Annotated in this window: 14 protein-coding genes and 1 pseudogene; 3 read left to right on the top strand and 12 right to left on the bottom strand. The window is 61.0% G+C overall.

All coding sequences use genetic code 11. The features are described 5' to 3' along the window. Nucleotides 1-147 precede the first annotated feature (147 nt). Both ACP7E3_RS13065 and ACP7E3_RS13060 read right to left on the bottom strand, forming a co-directional pair. Nucleotides 148-1,251: a P1 family peptidase gene (locus ACP7E3_RS13065; protein ID WP_126587203.1), complete on the bottom strand. Its 1,104-nt coding sequence runs from the start codon at nt 1,249-1,251 to the stop codon at nt 148-150. A 9-nt stretch (nt 1,252-1,260) separates the two neighbouring features. Further along, nucleotides 1,261-2,625: an APC family permease gene (locus ACP7E3_RS13060; protein WP_426123292.1), complete on the bottom strand. Its 1,365-nt coding sequence runs from the start codon at nt 2,623-2,625 to the stop codon at nt 1,261-1,263. A 199-nt stretch (nt 2,626-2,824) separates the two neighbouring features. Here ACP7E3_RS13060 and ACP7E3_RS13055 point away from each other — a divergent pair, with 199 nt between their 5' ends. Beyond that, entirely contained in the window at nt 2,825-3,619 is a 795-nt protein-coding gene (locus ACP7E3_RS13055; RefSeq protein WP_017845709.1) for a helix-turn-helix transcriptional regulator, read from the top strand. Nucleotides 3,620-3,663: 44 nt separating this feature from the next. Here the strand turns inward: ACP7E3_RS13055 and ACP7E3_RS13050 are convergent, their stop codons facing one another. The 5 genes from ACP7E3_RS13050 to ACP7E3_RS13030 all read right to left on the bottom strand — a co-directional run bounded on the left by ACP7E3_RS13050 (nt 3,664) and on the right by ACP7E3_RS13030 (nt 8,085). Then, entirely contained in the window at nt 3,664-4,743 is a 1,080-nt protein-coding gene (locus tag ACP7E3_RS13050) for a polyamine ABC transporter substrate-binding protein (protein WP_017845708.1), read from the bottom strand. A 60-nt stretch (nt 4,744-4,803) separates the two neighbouring features. Next, the gene (locus ACP7E3_RS13045) at nt 4,804-5,145 is read right to left on the bottom strand and encodes a cupin domain-containing protein (RefSeq protein ID WP_046383344.1); all 342 of its coding nucleotides are present in this window, start codon (nt 5,143-5,145) and stop codon (nt 4,804-4,806) included. A 26-nt stretch (nt 5,146-5,171) separates the two neighbouring features. Then, nucleotides 5,172-6,578 (bottom strand): NAD(P)/FAD-dependent oxidoreductase, encoded by a 1,407-nt coding sequence (locus ACP7E3_RS13040; RefSeq protein ID WP_128191470.1) that lies wholly within the window; start codon nt 6,576-6,578, stop codon nt 5,172-5,174. Nucleotides 6,579-6,746: 168 nt separating this feature from the next. Further along, the gene (locus ACP7E3_RS13035) at nt 6,747-7,175 is read right to left on the bottom strand and encodes a hypothetical protein (protein ID WP_169864520.1); all 429 of its coding nucleotides are present in this window, start codon (nt 7,173-7,175) and stop codon (nt 6,747-6,749) included. An 82-nt stretch (nt 7,176-7,257) separates the two neighbouring features. After that, nucleotides 7,258-8,085: a helix-turn-helix transcriptional regulator gene (locus ACP7E3_RS13030; protein WP_169881111.1), complete on the bottom strand. Its 828-nt coding sequence runs from the start codon at nt 8,083-8,085 to the stop codon at nt 7,258-7,260. Between the two features lie 257 nt (nt 8,086-8,342). Between ACP7E3_RS13030 and ACP7E3_RS13025 the strand changes: the two genes are divergently transcribed. Continuing rightward, nucleotides 8,343-8,615, top strand: a complete 273-nt coding sequence (locus tag ACP7E3_RS13025; RefSeq protein ID WP_017845703.1) for a DUF1652 domain-containing protein — start codon at nt 8,343-8,345, stop codon at nt 8,613-8,615. 92 nt (nt 8,616-8,707) lie between these two features. On the opposite strand, the gene ACP7E3_RS13020 is transcribed toward ACP7E3_RS13025, so the two are convergent. Beyond that, nucleotides 8,708-11,152, bottom strand: coding sequence for a UvrD-helicase domain-containing protein (locus ACP7E3_RS13020; protein WP_426123287.1), 2,445 nt, complete (start codon nt 11,150-11,152; stop codon nt 8,708-8,710). A 218-nt stretch (nt 11,153-11,370) separates the two neighbouring features. Between ACP7E3_RS13020 and ACP7E3_RS13015 the strand changes: the two genes are divergently transcribed. Further along, nucleotides 11,371-12,066: a pirin family protein gene (locus ACP7E3_RS13015; RefSeq protein WP_169881113.1), complete on the top strand. Its 696-nt coding sequence runs from the start codon at nt 11,371-11,373 to the stop codon at nt 12,064-12,066. A 55-nt stretch (nt 12,067-12,121) separates the two neighbouring features. On the opposite strand, the gene pgm is transcribed toward ACP7E3_RS13015, so the two are convergent. From pgm to ACP7E3_RS12995, 4 genes and pseudogenes are all read right to left on the bottom strand, one after another. Then, nucleotides 12,122-13,768, bottom strand: coding sequence for a phosphoglucomutase (alpha-D-glucose-1,6-bisphosphate-dependent) (pgm, locus tag ACP7E3_RS13010; RefSeq protein ID WP_046484153.1), 1,647 nt, complete (start codon nt 13,766-13,768; stop codon nt 12,122-12,124). Between the two features lie 104 nt (nt 13,769-13,872). Then, nucleotides 13,873-15,286, bottom strand: a pseudogene (locus tag ACP7E3_RS13005) (PLP-dependent aminotransferase family protein). Nucleotides 15,287-15,322: 36 nt separating this feature from the next. Continuing rightward, complete coding sequence (locus tag ACP7E3_RS13000; RefSeq protein WP_046484150.1) at nt 15,323-16,759, bottom strand: hypothetical protein; 1,437 nt, start codon at nt 16,757-16,759, stop codon at nt 15,323-15,325. 705 nt (nt 16,760-17,464) lie between these two features. Continuing rightward, entirely contained in the window at nt 17,465-18,487 is a 1,023-nt protein-coding gene (locus tag ACP7E3_RS12995; protein ID WP_017845697.1) for a zinc-dependent alcohol dehydrogenase family protein, read from the bottom strand. Nucleotides 18,488-18,543 lie beyond the last annotated feature (56 nt).

The raw sequence follows: 18,543 nt of genomic DNA, 5'->3' as shown, positions 1-18,543 counted from the left end.
CGACAAAAAGCACCGCGCTGTTATTTAAATATTAAATAGCGGTAAAGCCGCTCAACTTGAGCGGCGCACTTGTTTAGATGGATCCAATATATTGTCACGGTGTCATTCGCCGCATTAAAGAGCCAGCATCTTTATAAATACACCGGATTATCGGCAGCTGTTCCAGCCCGTCTCGCGCAATGCCTGCAACAGGGTTTCGCCGTCCAGACCCGGCACCCGCACCCCGTCGTCGGTGGTCATGCTCTCACCGGCCAGCATGGCGTTGACGATCGCCTCCTCCACCGCCTCCGCCGCGGCGAGGAACAGCGGGGACATATGATCGTTATTGACCATCTGCACCGCGCTGCTGAACGCCAGGTCCTTGCGCCCATAGTCCGCCGGGGGCAGCGCCTGATTGCCGGTGGCGAAGGCCAGGAACAGGTCGCCGCTGGAGTCCTCGGTGCCGCCGCCGGTGCGCGCAATGCCGATGGACGCGCGTTGCGCCAGGCGCCGGCATTGATGGGGCAGCAACGGCGCGTCGGTGGCCAGGATCACCACAATCGAGCCCATGCCCGGCGTGCCCCGCTCGGCGAACGGCGATGGGATCGTCATCAACTGCCGGCCCACCGGGTAGCCGTCAACCCGCAGTTCCTGGCGCTTGCCATGGTTGGCCTGCACCAGCACGCCGACCGTCCAGCCGCCCTGCTCCGCCGGCAACCGGCGCGACGCGGTGCCGATGCCGCCCTTGAATTCATGGCAGATCATCCCGGTGCCGCCGCCCACTGCACCTTCCTGTACCGGACCACTTTCGGCGTGGTCCAGCGCCTCGCGCACATGCGCAGGCTTGACGTGCTGGCCCCAGATATCGTTCAGCAGGCCGTCGTAGGTTTCCATCACCACCGGCATGCACCAGTACACGGCCGGGTCCGCCAGACGCTCGCGCTCCAGGGCAATCAGGGTGTCGCGCACAATGCCGAGGCTGTGGGTGTTGGTGATCGCCAATGGCGTGGTCAACAGCCCTGCTTCGCTGATCCACTCCAGGCCCGTGGCGTCGCCATTGCCGTTGAGCACGTGATACCCGGCAAAGCACGGCTGCTGCCGCGCCTCGCCGGCACGCGGCTGGACCACTGTGACGCCGGTACACACCTGTTTACCGTCGACGCGGGTCTTGAGCGTGCTGTGGCCGACCCGGACGCCGGGAACATCGGTGATGGCATTCAACGCGCCGGGCGTGCCCAGCCCCAACGTGATGCCCAATTGACGTGCGCGCATAACCACTCCTTACAGTTTCTGATACGCCGGACTCAACCGGCCACTGATGCAATACAGAATCACCGACAGCGCCAGCAAGCCGATGATGACCATGATGTCGCGCACCGAAGCCTCCGCGATCAAGGTCATCAACAGATACCCGGCGCCCAGCACCGCCAGCAATGCCGGCAGCGGCCACAAGGGCATGCGATACGGATGTGCGCGCTCATGCAGCAGCACCCGGCTCATCAGCGCACTCAAGGCCACGATCAGGTACACCAGCATGATCAGCAGCACACTGAACGAGGTGAGGTCCGCCAGGTTGGAGCTGAAACTCAGCAGCGCCGAAGGGATCGCCAGGAACAGCGTCGCCAGCCAGGGCGAATCCCAGCGCGGGTGAATGCGCGTGAACAGTTTGTTGATGGTCGGCGTCCACAGGGCGTCGCGGCCGCTGCTGAATACCACGCGGCCGATCTGGATCACAATGGCGACGATGGCGTTGAACACCGAGAGGAAGATCCCGGCACTGACCAGGCGTGACAAGGTTTCGTTGCCATGGCTGGTCAGCAGGTAGCCGATGGGGTCGGGGCTGCTGATCATCGCACTCAGCGACGGCGCGCCGATCAGCAGCGCCGTGATCGGCACCAGTTCGATCACCACCACCAGCCCCAGGGACCACAACACCGCTTTGTGTACGCCCTTGCCGCCGCATTTCATGTCTTCGGCCAGCAGCACCGCCGGCCCGTAGCCATTGAAGGAGAACAGGCCGATGCCGACCGCGCCGATCACCAGGGCCCAGGGCGCCAGGTGCAACATGCCGTTTTCGACGATCTGCGGCTGAAACAGCACGCTGACCGGCTGCACCGGATGGCCGAAGCCGAGGAACACGATCACCAGCAAGGCCGCCACTTCCAGCAGCAGGCAAGTGCCGGTGATCCAGGCATTGAGCTTGATATTGAGGATGCCCAGGGCGTAACTGCACACCACAATGACCAGCGCAACGGTCTGGGCATCGAACCGGGTGCCCAGGGCGTTATTCAAGTAGGTCGCCGCGCCCGTGGCCAGTACCGGTGGGATAAACAGCAACATCACCAGTACCGTCAGGAACGTCGCATAGCCCGCCATGCCGCCGAATACCCGCTTGGCATACACATATTCACCGCCAGCGCTGTTGTGGGCGCGGCCCAGTTCGGCGTAGCAAAAGGCGAACATCAGCGCGAGCAAGGCGGCCATGACAAAGGCCAGGAACACGCCGCTGCCGGCCTGTTGAATGGCGAACGGGGCGATCACGAACACCGAACTGGCGGGCGTCACCGCCGAAACGGTAATGGCCACCACATCGAAGACGCTCAGGGTGGGCTTGAGCACGCCGTCAGGCGCGGGGGAAGCACTCATATCGTTATCCTCTGTCGTTGTTTTTTGTGTGAGGCAGAAACGAAAAGTCTGAAAGTCGTGGGATATGTTTCCCACTCAATGATCGCGAAGTTAAAGCCAGAGCTGTTGTCAGCCAATTCCCCTATTGGCGTACTCCCCTTGACGACACCCGGCAAAAGCCGAACCCTTGGCCGATCTTTTGATGAGGGGAACCTGTGACATGAGCCTGTTCAGGGAAGTCGGCATGCATGCGGGGCTGGGGCGCACCCTGTCACAGATCGGCAGCGAGCGATTCTGGAAACAGCTGGTGCTGTTGTTGCACCAATGCCTGCCGTTCGATAACGCCCTGGCGATTTTCTACCCGCTCGACGGCCTGCCCCAGGCCCTGGAGGAATACGACGCCCAGCCCAGCAGCAAACCGGCGTCGATGCTGGTGTACCTCAACGGCCTGTACGTGCTCGACCCGTTTTTCCAGGCCTGTCGCGAAGGGTATGCCAGCGGCGTGTACCGCCTGGAGGAAGTGGCGCCGGACCATTTCCGCCAGAGCGAATACTTCCTCAATTACTTCCACGACAACGTGCTGGAAGACGAGGTGCAATTCATCCTGCAACTACCTGGCGCGGGCACGTTGTCGCTGTCACTGGGCATGCAGCGGCGCTTCAGTGCTGAAGAAACCGGGCTGCTGACCACCTTGGCGGCGTGGGTGCTGCCGTTGATGCAGCAGCATTGGCAGCAAAGCACCCAGCGTGTACCGGCAGCGCAGGCGATGGCCAGCCAGATTCGCGATGCGCTGAGCCATTTCGGCTGCGGCGTGCTCTCGGACCGCGAACTGGAAGTCGCCCGCCTGGTACTGCGCGGGTTCTCCTCCAAGGCCATGGCCGAGCGCCTGAATATCTCGCCGGACACGGTCAAAGTGCATCGCCGGCATCTGTACGCCAAGCTGGATATTTCTTCGCAGCCGGAGCTGTTCTCGTTGTTTATCCAGTCGTTGGGGCATGACCTGGAAAACCCCTGAAATCCAAATGTGGGAGGGGGCTAGCCCTCTCCCACATCAGTTCTTCAGCGCCCGGTACGAATGGTGTTCCACACCCGCGTGCGAACCCGGTCGATATTCAGCGGCATCGCTTCCAGCGCGAACAGCTTGCCCATCATTTCCGCGCTTGGGTAGATCTTGGTATCGGCCTTGATTGCCGGGTCCACCAGGCTGTCCGCCGCACTGTTGCCGTTGGCGTAATGAACGGAGTTGGTGATGTCGGCCATCACTTGGGGCTCCAGCAAGTAGTTCATGAAGGCATACCCGGCCTTTTCATCCGGGGCGTCGGCGGGCATGGCCACCATGTCGAACCAGATCGCGGCGCCTTCCTTGGGGATCTGATAGCCGATGTTCACGCCATTCTTGGCTTCCTTGGCGCGGCTTTCGGCTTGCAGCACGTCGCCGGAGAAACCGACGGCCACGCAGATGTCGCCATTGGCCAGGTCGCCGGTGTATTTCGAGGAGTGGAAGTACGCCACGTAGGGGCGAACTTTCATCAGCAGCGCCTCGGCTTTCTTGTAGTCCTCAGGCTTCTTGCTGTGGGGTGGCAGCCCCAGGTAATTCAGAGCGATCGGCAACAATTCCGGGCCATTGTCGAGGATGGCCACCCCGCATTTGCTGAGCTTTTGCATGTATTCGGGCTTGAAGATCAGGTCCCAGGAATTCACAGGCGCGTTATCGCCCAGCACTGCCTTGACCTTGTCGACGTTGTAGCCGATGCCGGTGCTGCCCCACAGGTACGGGAAGCCGTGGGCGTTGCCCGGGTCGTTGTTTTCCAGGGCCTTGAGCAGCACCGGGTTGAGGTTCTTCCAGTTGGGCAATTGGCTCTTGTCGAGCTTCTTCAGGGCGCCGCCCTGGATCTGCCGCGCCATGAAGTGGTTGGAGGGGAACACCACGTCATAGCCGGAGTTACCGGTCATCAACTTGCCATCGAGGGTTTCGTTGCTGTCGTACACGTCATAGCTGAAACCGATGCCGGTTTGTTTCTGGAAGTTCTTCGTGGTGTCCGGCGCAATGTAGCTCGACCAGTTGTAGATCTTCACCGTCTCGGCGGCCTGACTGATAGCGGCCACCAACATCAAGGGCAACAGGGCAATGGCTTTCATGGTTCGATTTCCTGGCGGTTTTAGGGCTGTTTTTATGGCAGGCGATCAAGGATCAAAGCGTTACAGGATCAATACATAGGTCTTGCGCACGGTTTCCTGGATATCCCAGGTTCCGCTGCTGTTGGCCGGCAACATCAGTGCATCGCCAGCTTGTAGGTGGACGATTTCACCGTCGTCAGGGGTGAAAGTGCAGCGGCCCTGGATAAAGTGGCAAAACTCCTGGGCTTTGATCTGCCGGCGCCAGCGGCCGGGGGTACAGGCCCAGATACCGGTTTCGACGCCGTCGCTGCGCTCGACGCTCAAGGTCGACGCCACGGCGATCGGCTCGCCCAGGGGCACGGCGACCGGTGACGAATCCGGCAGGTGGGCATTCAGCGCGTCTTTGAATTGAGTGATGCTCATGGGGCTACCTGTGTGAGTGGAACGGCTCAGTGCATGAAACTTTCCATGAACCCGGCCACGCCGATCGCCAACTTGCGGCGCCAGGGCGCGGTATTGGGGTTGGCCAATACCTGGTCCTCATGGACAAAACTGCGAATGATCGCGTTGTAGCCCAGCCAGCGGCACGGCTCCGGCTCCCAGGCCTTGAGCGCCTCCAGGCCACGCTCGCGGATCACCCAGGGTTGATGGGTCAACGGCGTCTCCTGGCCCAGGATCAGGTCGGCCAGGGTGCGGCCGCCCAGGTTGGTGGCACCGACGCCCTCCCCGCCGTAGCCGCCGGACAGCGCGATGCCGGTGGCGTGATGGCAGAGCATGTGTGGTCGGAACTGGCGCGACATGCCGAGGTTGCCGCCCCAGGAGTGGGTAATCCGCACGTTTTTCAACTGTGGGAACAGCTCGCCGAACAGGTAGCGACGCAGCGCCACTTCGCTGTCGGTCAAATCGAAGTCGTGGCGCAATTTGCCAGCAAACTGATAACCGCCACGGGCACCGAACACCAGACGGTTGTCGGCCGAGCGCTGGCCATAGGTGACCTGGCGGCTGCTTTCGCCGAAGGCCTGGCCATGCCTCAGGCCGATTTCGTCCCAGGTGCTGGCGGGTAATGGCTCGGTGGCGACGATCAGGCTTTGCACCGGCAGTTGGTAGCGACCCAACGGCGCCAAGGTGGTCGCGTAGCCCTCCACGGCCGGCACCACCCAGGCGGCACGCACGCCGGCTTTTGCAGTGCGCAGGCGGCCGGACTGCCAATGGGTAACGGGCGAGTTTTCGTAGATCTTGACGCCCATGCGTTCCACCACCCGCGCCAGGCCGCGGACCAACTTGGCTGGGTTGATCGTCGCCACATGGGGCGCATAAACCGCGCCAAAGGGCTTGGCGATTCGCAGTTGCTCAGCCAGTTGTTGCGGGTTCAGCCAGCGGTAGTCGGCCTCGGTGAGGCCTTGGGCGTAGAGCTTGTCCAGATAAAGGCGCAGGCTGCTTTCCTGCTCGGGGTAACGCGCGGCGCAGTACAGGGCGCCGCCCTTGCGGTAGTCGCAGTCGATGCCTTCGCGGGCCAGCACCTGCGCCACTTCGTCGGGAATGCCGTGCAGCAGGTCAAACGAAGCACGCCGCTGCTCGGGCGTGAGGCCGGCGAGTAAACGGTCTTCCCCCAACAGGTTGCCCATCAACCAGCCGCCATTGCGCCCGGACGCGCCGAAACCGGCGGTTTGCGCCTCGATGATGGCAATGTTCAGCTCGGGCGCCTGGCGCTTGAGGTAATACGCGGTCCACAGACCGGTGTAACCGGCGCCGATGATGGCCACGTTGACGTCCAGGTCGTGCTCCAGAGACGGCCGCGCCAGCAGCGGGTCGTCCAACTGGTCCATCCATAAACTGATAGTGCGCCATGCCGACATGCCAGGTTCCCCTACCTCGTTTCGATAGGCTGGATCCTAGAGTGGGATGTCAGGGGCTGTCTTGCGTGCGTGCACGCAGGGAAATGTTGGCGCGACCTGCTGCCCCGTCAACGCCGAATGATTGGCGCTAACCGACGCGGGCAGAGGCTGCGGGGCCGACTATTTATTCTACCCCTTGAAGGAGTACTGGACGTTTACGATAGTCGTTCGACCGCCAACACTGAACTCACAACTCACTACCCCGAATAACTGTTTAAGGGGGATGCTCCTGGTGAGCGACACCTCGCCTTTGTCAGCTGTATAGCTGTTACCGGTTTGATGGTCGACGTAAATAACATCTTTAACACTCTCCCCGCCCACGTGGTATGTACCCGTCGAAATGGTGGGCGGTGTGAGTTGCACTTGAACCGCTTCGAATTTATCCGGGTTCTCGTCAACGGTTCGGGCACCGAAAAATCTCAGCGCACCGTCTTGCTCATCCATATACACACGGTCCGCTTGAAAGGTGTGACCCGTTCCGTCGATGTTAATGATTCCGTCCATGCGGCCTTCACTCTCTGGACCGTTCGGGTGCGCGGATTTATTGTGCTTAGACATAGCGACACTCCAACTGAAAGAAAAGATGCCTGGGCATTACACTACGAATCCGCGAATGAAAAACCTGTCGAACATGACAGGTTTAACCCACATCTTTTTTATTGCCAGTTGATCTAGCCGACTCGCCCTCAAAGCGCCCTTTAATGTAAGCCTTCGGCGTCAGGCCGGTGTGCTGGCGAAAAGCGCTATAAAACGCCGATAACGAATTGAACCCCGCCGCATAGGCCAAGTCGTCCACGCGTATGGGCGGCCTGGCTTTATCCAGCGCAGCCAGCAAATGCACGAGCCGAGCCTGATTGACATAGCGATAGAAGGTTTGCCCGAGGACTTGATTGAGCAAGTAGGAAATCTGATTGCGACTGTAACCGCACTCCTTGGCAACCCGTTGCAGGTCCAACTCCGGGTCCAGGTAGGGTTGTTGCTGCTGGAAGTAGTGCTGCAGGTCGTTGGCCATATGCCCTAGTTGCTGGGGCGACAGGCCCAGGCGGCTGACGCTCGGGCGCGTGGTTTGGGGGCTGTGCTCATGCACCAGTGACGCATATTCGTTGACCCGCCAGATCAGCCCGTCGCGCACGGTGATGGCCTCACTGGTACGGAACGACACCAGGCCCTGCCCGCCGCGCAGGGTGATGCGGTACTGGATGAACGCGGTGTCGCCATCGGCGCGAATGCGGTCCATGTGCTCGATGGCCTCGTCGGGCCCGCGCGGAATGCTGGCTTGCAGGTACTCGCGCAGTTCGGCGTAGCCGACGACGCGGTTCTGGAAGAAGTCGTGGTACTGGATGTGCGGATGGTAGTAAGACATCACGCCATCCAGGTCGCGATGACGCCAGCACAGGTGGTGGCGCGTCACTAGCTCGCGCGTGGCGTGGGTGTGCTGGCAATCATCGTCCGCGGCGGTGTGGGGCATGCATGGCTCTACGACGGGTAAAAGGTGGAGGTTGCCGAATTTCAGCGCTGCCATCAATGGCCGACGGCAACTTCTGACTAATGGCCTTTTGCCCAGCCTTTAGCAAGACATGACACACGTCAAGCTATAGGAAAAGAACCGCCGAACGGGGAGAAAAAACTGCCCTTGCATTTATGAACGAATGCTATTTTTACACTCTCACTCGCTGTGACCAGTGACGGTCATGGCCCCCTGCCGCGAGCTAAAGGAAGCGCTCAATGAACAAGGTGGGCAACATGAACAAAGTGACATTCCCCAACGCCTGCCAGCTGATGCGCTGGCATTTCCATCCCATGGGCTTCGAAGGGAGCATGGACGCTCCCGGCAGTATGGTCGCGCGTCTGTTCGACCGCGCCAGCGGCGAGACGCTGATCGCCATCGCTGGCATCCCCTGCGCCACCGTGATGAATGCTACCGATGTAGAGCGCATCATCGAAGCGGTGGAAGCGGAGCTGGAGTGTTTTGTGCCGCCACATTTGTTAAGGGCTTGAACACGACCAGCGGTGCGCCAGTCGAGCGGTCTATCGACTGATGCACCGCTATTGCGGGCAAGCCCCTACATAGGGCCTGTGCCAGGCAGTGCTTAGCGCTGATCGTCAAAGAACGCTTTCCTGGCGTCGACCCGCTCCGAGGCCTTCGGCACATTCACGGCCTGGCCTTCGGGTTTTTCCACATACCAGTAGCAATGGCTGACCGCGCGGGTAATGCCGACATACGCCAGGCGCAGCACTTCGTCTTTTTGCGCGTTGTCGTAGGGTTCGGCGTCGCCGGCCTTGCCCAGGCCCGCCATGCGGTACACCTGGTTCTTGTACGGCGAACGGGTGACATGCTGGCAATCCCCAAGCAGGAACACCGCATCCGCCTGCAGGCCTTTGGCGCTGTGATAGGTCAATTGCTTGAGCCTGCGCGCCGCGGGCGGCAAGCTAGAATCCACATTAACTACAGATTGAATATGCTCATTAATCAATAACTTATCGCTACTTTTTCGATACAGCATTAACACCGAATCGCCCTTCTGATAGTGCTCCTGCAGGCGCCGGCCCAAGGCCGCATCGTCGCGTTCCAATACCGTAACGGGCACCAACGCCTTGGGTATGCCGCTGGCCTTGGCCTTCTTGCCGGGGATCGCCGGCGCGGCGCGCACAATGTGTTCGGCGGCATCGATGATGTGCTGATGGCTGCGATAGTTCTCGCCGAGCATGACGCGGGTGGTACTCGGTGCCGGGAATTCCTGGTTGAACTGCATGAAGTACTTCGGCGAACTGCCGCGCCAGCCATAGATCGACTGCCAGTCATCCCCTACGCACAGCAGTGACGAATGCTGGGCGCCGCGTCCTACATGCATGGCTGGCCCACGGCTGCGGATTTCACGCAGGCTGGCGCGCAGCCAGGAGACGATCTGCGGCGAGACGTCCTGGAACTCGTCGATCATCAGGTGTGACAGCGGCCGCAACAGGGGGTCGCTGAGCAACTTGAGGTTTTCCGGGGTGTTTTCGCCAAACAGCGAGAACATGCGGTTGTAGGTCATGATCGGCGGCGACTGGTCGAGCAGATGGTCTTCCAGGGCTTTCCAGAAAATGCTCAAGGCCTCGAAGAAGCCGCGGTCCGGATCGTCTTTGGCGAAACTCATCTGGCCCACGGCACTGGGCACGTCCAGACCGAGGTTCTCGATGAAACCTGCGGCCATGACAAAACAGTCCAGCAACGGCGCCGACGCCAGCTCGCCTTTGACCTTGTAATCGAACCCCGGCCCCGCACTGGCGTCACCGGCCAGGCTGCTTAAAAGACGCTTGGACGACTCGTAACTATCGATCCATATCAAAGGTTTACGGCAGAATGCTTGAAACAGGGTGCGCTTTACCGCCCATTCCGCACGCACCGACAGCTTGGCATTGGGGCGGCTGAGCTGGGCGTTTTCCCGCGAATCGAAGCCCAGCACGACCCAGGCATCCAGCTCGGGAATATAGCCATGGCAATGGAATTGCGCGCCATTGATCTCCACGGTCTGGCGACTCGGCTCGATCCCTTTGATCGGCCAGGCGCCCGCGCGAAACCACAGGTCTTCAATCACGTCACACAGCTCTTCATCGCGCTTGGCGGCCAGTTCTGTCACGGCCATGCGCTTCTGCACGTCCGGGTGATCACGCTCCAGCTCCTTGAGCTGCAAACCATGGCGCGCCAGCGGTGCAATCAGTTCGCGAAAGCGCGTGTGCTGGCCGTACAGCCGGTGGTAGCAGGCGTTCATCTGCTGGCGTTGCGCCTCGTTGAGGCGCAGGTCGAACGGGTTGCTGTCTGCGTCCTCGAAGCCCGCACTGAGGTTCTCGAACGCCTGCAGCCGCTCGAAGCCCGGCAGGCTGCGCACCATCGGCAGGATGCGCGAGTGAAAGGTCCGCACCACGGCCTGGGCTTCTTTGATATCAAGAGGTTGCCCCCATAAGCTGAGCACTTCCATGAGCTTGTTGATGAAGTCCTTGCGCGACTCACGGGTGAACGTCACCACGGTCATCGAGCTCAGCTCGAAACCCAGGTAATGGGTGAGCAGCAGGATACGCAACACCAGCGAGGTGGATTTGCCCGCACCGGCACCGGCGATCACCGAGGTGGACGGCGTGTCGCTGAAGATCATCTTCCATTGGGCGGCGCTGGGCTGCGCGTGAGCCGGCAGCAAGCGTGCCACATCGGCCTTGATGCGTTTTTTCAGATCGGCCGTGAGGGGCAGCCGCCAATCATCGAACAGGTTGTCATCCACCCCCGGCGCACGGTGTTCTTCCGGGCGGAAGTCGCGAATCAGCAGGACCTGCCGGCCTTCTTCGATGCCGTCGGCCTTGCCCTCGCGATAGCCGTACTCCACACCCGCCTCGTGCCCACTGCGAAAACCGTCGGCCTGCCCATGCAGCCAGGAAAACCGGTGTTGTGCGCGCAAGCGGGTCAATCCATGCCCGAACAAGCGGGCGGCGAGCCGTTTCAACCATGGCATTTCGGCCAGGGGGCGCAATTCAGGGGGCAGATCAGGCTTTTGTTGCGGCACGCGGACTCCTGCGATGAGCTGGGTGTTGACGAGTGCGCCATGGTCGCCGGAATCGCCGCGCAGTTCCAGCCAATTGCTTTGCCGTCATGCAGTTAGGCGATGAAGTGAAAGTCAAAACATCCGAAACCAATCCAATTGATCGATAGGAATAAGGCATTTTTTACGCTTTTTATCGATCATGCACTGTTGGATGATGACCCCATCAACTGGAGACGATCATGCTCGAATTACGACCTTTCACCGCCCTGGGCGGCGCCCATCATGGCTGGCTTGACGCCCATCATCACTTTTCATTCGCTGAGTACCACGATCCCCAGCGCATGCACTGGGGCAACCTGCGGGTCTGGAACGACGACATCATCGCGCCCGGCACCGGGTTTCCCCAGCACCCGCATCGCGACATGGAAATCATCACCTATGTGCGCGAAGGTGCCATCAGCCATGCCGACAACCTCGGCAACAAGGGCCGCACCGAGGCGGGTGACGTGCAGGTCATGAGCGCCGGCACCGGGATTGCCCACAGCGAATACAACCTGGAAGCCACCCCCACCAAGATTTTCCAGATCTGGATCATCCCCAACGAAGCCGGCCTGCCGCCGTCATGGGGCGCCAAGCCGTTTCCGAAAGGTGACCGCGAAGGGTTTGTGACCCTGGCCAGCGGCAAGGCCGGTGACAGCGAGAGCCTGCGCATTCGTGCGGATGCGCGCCTGGTGGCGGCCAACCTGAAAGCCGGGGAAACTGCCGAATACCGCCTGGACAGCGGGCGTCGCGCCTACCTGGTGCCGGCGACGGGGGTGATTGAGATCAATGGCTTGCGCGCGCACGCGCGAGACGGTGTCGCGGTGGAAGATGAACAGCTGTTGCGCGTGACCGCGATAGAAGACAGCGAGATCGTGCTGGTCGACCTGGCCTGATCTCGAGGCGAAATGTAGGCGCAGGCTGACCCGCGCCTATATTGACTGAGGCGTGTCAGCCAGCGCTGATTGCACCGTCAACCAGTACCTGCGCCTCTTGCACCAGTTGCTTGAGGTGATCTTCACCGATGAAGCTCTCGGCGTAGATCTTGTAGATGTCCTCGGTGCCCGATGGCCGTGCGGCGAACCAGCCGTTTTCGGTCATGACTTTCAAACCGCCGATCGCCTGGTTGTTGCCCGGCGCATGGCTGAGGATCTGCTGGATGCGCTCCCCGGCCAATTCGGTGGACGTCACCTGCTCCGGCGACAGTTTGCCCAGCAACGCCTTCTGCGCCGGGGTGGCCTTGGCGTCGACGCGAATCGCGAACGGTTCGCCCAGAGCGTCGGTCAGGCCACGGTAGATCTGGCTGGGGTCCTGGCCTTTGCGCGAGGTCATTTCTGCCGCGAGCAGCGCCGGGATCAAACCGTCCTTGTCGGTGCTCCACACGGTGCCGTCCTTGCGCAGGAACGAAGCGCCGGCGCTTTCCTCACCGCCAAAACCCAGCGAACCGTCGAACAGACCGTCGGCAAACCACTTGAAGCCGACCGGCACTTCGTACAGGCGCCGTCCGATGCGCGCCGCGACGCGATCGATCAAGCCGCTGCTGACCACGGTCTTGCCCACGGCCGCATCGGCGCGCCAGCCGGGACGGTTCTGGAACAGGTAGTCGATGGACACGGCCAGGTAATTGTTCGGCGCCAACAGGCCGCCGGACGGGGTGACGATGCCGTGGCGATCGTGGTCCGGGTCGCAGGCGAAGGCCACGTCGAAACGCTCCTTGAGTCCGATCAAGCCCTGCATGGCGTAGCTGGACGACGGGTCCATGCGGATCTGGCCATCCCAGTCGACGCTCATGAAGCGGAAGGTCGGATCGACTTCGGTGTTGACCACGTCCAGGTTCAAGCGGTAGTGCTCGGCAATCGCCGACCAGTAGCGCACCCCGGCGCCGCCCAGCGGATCGACGCCCAAACGCAGGTCGGCGCTGCGAATGGCGTCCATGTCGATCACATTGATCAGGTCGGCCACGTAGCTGTTGAGGTAGTCATGGCGATGGGTGGTGTCGGCTTTAAGCGCCTGGGCGTGGGTGATGCGTTTGACCCCGGCCAGCCGATTGGCCAGCAGCTCGTTGGCCTTGGCCTCGATCCATTTGGTGACGTGGGTATCGGCCGGACCGCCGTTGGGCGGGTTGTACTTGTAGCCGCCGCTTTGCGGCGGGTTGTGGGACGGCGTGATGACAATGCCGTCGGCCAGGCCGCTGGTGCGACCGCGGTTATAGCAGATGATGGCGTGGGAAATGGCCGGGGTCGGCGTGTATTCATCGCCCTCGGCGAGCATCACATGCACACCGTTGGCCGCCAGTACTTCCAGCGCGCTGGCCCCCGCAGGCGTCGACAATGCATGGGTGTCGAGGCCGACGAACAACGGCCCGTCGATACCTTGGGCTTCGCGGTACAGGCAGATGGCCTGGCTGATGGCGAGCACATGCCATTCGTTGAAGCTCAGTTCGAACGAGCTGCCCCGGTGCCCGGAAGTCCCGAACGCGACGCGCTGGGTGGAGATCGCTGCATCAGGCTGACCGGTGTAATAGGCCGTAACCAGTCGCGGGATATCTACCAGCAACTGGGCTGGCGCCGGTTTGCCCGCAAAAGGACTGATTGTCATGCATAAACCTCGGAAAGAAGGATTCGGAAAAAATGACAGTTTACTGAGAGTTGGACTGCCGCGCGATGTTATAGATCCCACGCCAGCAAGAGATTTTTCACACGCTAGGCGCTCTGCGCCTGCAACAAGGCCTGCGCCAGCGCATCCAATGCCGCGTCCAGGTTCGGGTGCCCGTTGAACGCATGGCTCAGCCGTAGTTGCTGATGATGCAAGCCACTGAGGCTGAACAATTCCCCCGGGGCAATCACCACCTGTTGCGCCAGCAGGCGCTGGAACACCTGGCGCATGTCCACCGGCACCGACGCGTGCAGCCAGAAACTCGCCCCGGCCAGCGGCATGCGGTAAGTCACCCGCCCTGCCAGGCGCTGATCCAGGCGCTGGCTCATGGCGTCGGCCTGTTCACGCAGGCGCTGGCGCAACGTCTGCAGGTGCTGGTCCAGCCGCCCGCTTTGATACAGGTGGGCAATTGCGCGTTGGCGGATCGACGACAGGCGAAACGAACGCAGCAGGAACTGGCGCTGCAGCTCACTGCTCAGGTGGCGTGACAGTACATAGCCGAACGGTGCTTCCGGGCCGAGTACTTTTTCGAACGACGAAAATACGATCAGCCGTTCGGGGTTGACCTGGTTGCGCAGCGCCGTGTGGTTCTGCGCAAAACCCAACTCGCCAAAGGTGTCATTCTCCAGCAGCCAGCAGCCAGCAGCCATATTCTTCGAGCAACTGAGCCACCCGCAAGCGCTCATAGTTGAGCATGACGTTGCCCGACGGCATGCCCACCACCGACGACAGCAGCACCAAGTGGACGGGTTCATGGCGCAACAGGTGTTCGAGCCGCGCCAGGTCCAGGCGACCGTCGACCTGCCAGGGCAACTCAATGACGCGCACGCCGGCAGCCTGCAGCAGGCGCAGTATTAACCAGTCGCAGGGAGACTCGACCAATACCGCGGCGCCCTTGAGACCCAGTACATCAATGAGTATTTCCAATACACCGCGCAGATCGGCACCGATGTAGACGTCATCGGCCTGCCAGCAGCGGGTCGGCGATGAGGTGTAACGCGCCGCCAACGCGGCGCGCAGCTCCCAGACGCCGCAAGGCTGCGACCAGGGTTGCAGCTGGCGTGGGTGGCGGCGCACCAGTTGGCGTTCGAGCATCAGCAATGCGCCGTCCAGCGCTCCCAGCAGCGCCGGTTCATCGCCGCTGAGTACCACCATTCCGGGCCGCCGCGCCGCCGCATACAGGCGCTCCAATAGATCGGCGCCCGCCGCCATCAGCGGATTGGCTGCCACGGGCCAGGCGAAATAACCCGATTTGGCCACCGAATACACCCGCCCTTCCTTTTCCAGCAGGGAGTATGCGTATTGAATCGTCGAGATCGACACATTCAGGCGCGTCGCCAACTGCCGCAAAGAAGGCAGTTTGACGGGCATGTCCAGGCTGACTTCGTTGATCAGGTTGATCATGTAGCGGTACACCGCCTGGTAGGCGAAATCCGCCTGCCGCTCACCTCGCAGGTTCATGACTGTCTACCTGGACGCACACACCGACGCACCCGCCTAGCGCCCGAACAACTGAAACGCCCGCGCCTCGGCGTTGGTCTGCAGGCGTGCGGCCCGGCGCTTGCGCGCATCGGCGCCCTGTTCAACCGCCAACGGGCGCTTGCGGTAAAGGTGCTGGAGCAGAGGCAGCGGCAAGCCGCTGGTGTCGATCGCCCATTGCTGCAGCATGTCGGCAGCCGGCTTGCCCTGGAGCACCTTGTGCAACTCGGGGAGTGCCACCAGCATGCCGGGGTGGCATTGACGCAGGTAACCCTCCAGCCGCTCACCATGATGGATGAAGGGCGAGAACAACAAACAGGTCAACTGGGCCTCCTCCAGGCCAAAGAACTCTTGGGCGTAGGCCGTCGACTGCACACGCCCTTCCCCACCGCAGGCCTCTGCGATCAAATGTTCAGGAATTTGCCGGCGACACAGGTAGTCCATCGCCTGGCGCAGAAAACCCGCCACGCCGTCCTCGTAGGACAGCTCGCGCAGGCACTGGGCCTGCACCCCGCGCAGGTGAGCCATCAGCAGCGGGTTGGGGTAGGCCGGATGGCTGAAGTGAAAACCAAACGGATCGGGGACGTAGCCCAGGAAGTCGCTGAGCAGAGGGGTTGAAGCAACGTCGACGTTGTTAAGCAGGTCGGCGATACCAATGTAGGCCAAATGGCGGTGCCCACCCCGGCCGGGGCTCTCATGGGCAACGTATTGCTCGCCATAGAGGTCTTGATAACAGCCGTTGCTCCACTCCTCCATGCGCGCGAACAACCCGGTGAGCGAGGCCGGCTTGCCCGGCGCAGTGCTGACGCCGGCCGCTTGGGCCGCCTTTTTCAACCACGCCAGGTACTGGCTCTGCTTGCGCGGCGAATCACCGCTGACCAGCGCATGCACCCCTCCGTTCCAGGTGGTGACACGCTGGTAGAAATCCCCCAGGGACAGGTAAGTATCGTTACACAACGTCGCGCGAATATCCCCGGAGGTCAGGTGCCCCACCATCAGCATATTGCGCTGGCTGACCTCCCGGCCCGCACCTGAGGCCGGGCGCTGGTGGTTGAACGGCTGCACTACCTGGTTTTCCACCATCAGCAGCTCGACCCGCGGATCGTCGTGGAAAAACAGTGTGCTGTAGCCATGCTGCAGGCTATCCAGCGTGGCCTGGGTCATGCCGGCATGTCGGAGCGTCGCCACACGCAAGTTGAAAGTCCTGGGCGCGCGGCCCGCGATAGTCAGTTGCGCCGCACGCAGCAGTGCCAGGGTATAGCTGCTGACTTCGCCGCCCCCATGGGCAACCAACACTTTGTAATCGCCCACTTGTTCCATGCCGCCGGCAGCCACGACAATTCGCTGAATCAATAATTGAAGTGCAGTACGTTCGGCGCGCGTGAAGTGCCCGACCAAACGTTGCAGAACTTGCTGATAAACATAGTTCATGGCTTGTTCGTGAATTGCGCTCATAGTTCTACTACCTGAGTTGAAATATCAGTTCCAAGTAACTGCCGAGGTTATTTGCTCGACCCATTAGATGCGTAGGAATGTCGTCACACCGCGTGGCGTAACGATAAATAAACCTTAGCACGCCGTAACAATTCGACAGGGAACGCCAATTGTGTGCCCTTCGCGCCGCCTCTCCTTGAGACCCTTGCGCCAGGGCGTCCTGGCTACCCTAGGACCGTTCCGACAATGCCCTACACCGGCTTAAGCAGGAAACTAAGGATGCATCCGACATAAAGAAAAGATCCAGTTCAACCAATCAAACTTCAATAAATTGGAGTTACCTATCCCAACAGCCGCACCCTGTCTCGCAGGCAAGCATCGCGATAATTTAATTTCATATGTATCAGGCCGGAACGTCAGACATTCAATCATTGCTCAATCCTTGAGATGAGAGTGAAGTCACGATTATCGGCACTGGCATAATGATTAACAGATACAGAACGCCGCAAGAAACCAGTTCAGATGGCAATTGGGCAAGCCGTTGATTACGCGCACACACAGATGCCGCGCTGGAATACAGCGCGGCATCGGGGGGAAAGCTCGTGTTTTGCGGGGCCTGGCGCCCTGATGGCGGCTTAAACGCCGCGAGGGTTAAGCCCTGACAAATGGCGCATTTGCCCCATCCGTTCAGACGCCGGAGTATTCATTTGCGAATACTCCTACAGCTCAAACAGCTTCAACCTGCAATGCGACGCGCTCACGGCACGGGCATTCGTCCATGTAGCGGTGCGCTTCGACGAACTGGCTGAATGGAAACACAGTGGTTTTCAGCGGGACCAGCACACGGTCGGCGGTCATCTGGTTGATGTCGCGCAACGCGCGCTGCAATGCCACTTGGTCCTGGGCGATGCCCAGCTCCGGTTTGCCGGTGAAGTTGCCGATGCAATGCACAAAGAACTGAATATTTTTCTGGAACGCTGCACAGGCCGGGAATGGCGTCTGGTTGCCACCTTGCAGGCCATACAGCACCAGGCTGCCACGCGGCGCCAACACATCACCGAGTAACGACATCTGCGGGCCGCCCAAGCCATCGAACACCACGTCAACGCCGCGATTATCGGTGAACTTGTTGATTTGCATGAGCAGGTCCTGCTCTTCGGTGACGATGACCTTTTCCGCCCCGAGGGACAGCAGGTACTCGCGCTCCGCGCTGTCCTTGGTCGCGGCAATCACACGCACACCCAAGGCCTTGCCCAGTTGCACAAAGGACGGGCCGGCGCAGTGGCTGGCGTCGGTCACCAAGGCAAACTGGCCGGGTTTGACCCGCGCTAAGTCCACATATGCAAAATATGCAATCAACAGCGGCGTGTAATGCACGCTGGCTTCGATCGGGCTCAAGACATCCGGATAACGGGTCAACGCCGAACGGGGCAGGACGATTTGTTCGCCATACACCGGGTAATCATTGGGGCTCTCGGCGGGAAAACTGGCGACTTTATCGCCCACGGCCAAGTCATCCACGCCGTCGCCCAGGGCTACGACCACCCCGGCCATCTCGTGGCCAAGGCCGGACGGCAAACGTGCATGGGAAGACGCCAGGTTCTGGCGCCACAAAATGTCATACCAACTGATGCCAATTGCCTCGACTCGTACCTGCACTTCGCCCGGTGCAGGCTGCGCGGCTGCATGCTCTTCGCACTTGAGCACCTCAGCCGGACCAAACTTGTGAAAACGGATCGTGCGGGACATCGCAAACCTCGTCAAAGTAACCTCTATTGCCCTGAACTCTATCTGGGCTTTCCGGG

The organism is Pseudomonas sp. PSPC2-3, assembly GCF_049898265.1.
In the GTDB taxonomy this organism is placed as follows: Bacteria; Pseudomonadota; Gammaproteobacteria; order Pseudomonadales; family Pseudomonadaceae; genus Aquipseudomonas; species Aquipseudomonas veronii.
This window is presented reverse-complemented; position numbering and strand designations above follow the sequence as displayed.

What these genes read in the sequence shown, in the direction of transcription:
- ACP7E3_RS13065 (WP_126587203.1), bottom strand. Translation starts at nt 1,251, where the DNA reads ATGCGCGCACGTCAATTGGGCATCACGTTGGGGCTGGGCACGCCCGGC.
- ACP7E3_RS13060 (WP_426123292.1), bottom strand. Translation starts at nt 2,625, where the DNA reads ATGAGTGCTTCCCCCGCGCCTGACGGCGTGCTCAAGCCCACCCTGAGC.
- ACP7E3_RS13055 (WP_017845709.1), top strand. Translation starts at nt 2,825, where the DNA reads ATGAGCCTGTTCAGGGAAGTCGGCATGCATGCGGGGCTGGGGCGCACC.
- ACP7E3_RS13050 (WP_017845708.1), bottom strand. Translation starts at nt 4,743, where the DNA reads ATGAAAGCCATTGCCCTGTTGCCCTTGATGTTGGTGGCCGCTATCAGT.
- ACP7E3_RS13045 (WP_046383344.1), bottom strand. Translation starts at nt 5,145, where the DNA reads ATGAGCATCACTCAATTCAAAGACGCGCTGAATGCCCACCTGCCGGAT.
- ACP7E3_RS13040 (WP_128191470.1), bottom strand. Translation starts at nt 6,578, where the DNA reads ATGTCGGCATGGCGCACTATCAGTTTATGGATGGACCAGTTGGACGAC.
- ACP7E3_RS13035 (WP_169864520.1), bottom strand. Translation starts at nt 7,175, where the DNA reads ATGTCTAAGCACAATAAATCCGCGCACCCGAACGGTCCAGAGAGTGAA.
- ACP7E3_RS13030 (WP_169881111.1), bottom strand. Translation starts at nt 8,085, where the DNA reads ATGCCCCACACCGCCGCGGACGATGATTGCCAGCACACCCACGCCACG.
- ACP7E3_RS13025 (WP_017845703.1), top strand. Translation starts at nt 8,343, where the DNA reads ATGAACAAGGTGGGCAACATGAACAAAGTGACATTCCCCAACGCCTGC.
- ACP7E3_RS13015 (WP_169881113.1), top strand. Translation starts at nt 11,371, where the DNA reads ATGCTCGAATTACGACCTTTCACCGCCCTGGGCGGCGCCCATCATGGC.
- pgm (WP_046484153.1), bottom strand. Translation starts at nt 13,768, where the DNA reads ATGACAATCAGTCCTTTTGCGGGCAAACCGGCGCCAGCCCAGTTGCTG.
- ACP7E3_RS13000 (WP_046484150.1), bottom strand. Translation starts at nt 16,759, where the DNA reads ATGAGCGCAATTCACGAACAAGCCATGAACTATGTTTATCAGCAAGTT.
- ACP7E3_RS12995 (WP_017845697.1), bottom strand. Translation starts at nt 18,487, where the DNA reads ATGTCCCGCACGATCCGTTTTCACAAGTTTGGTCCGGCTGAGGTGCTC.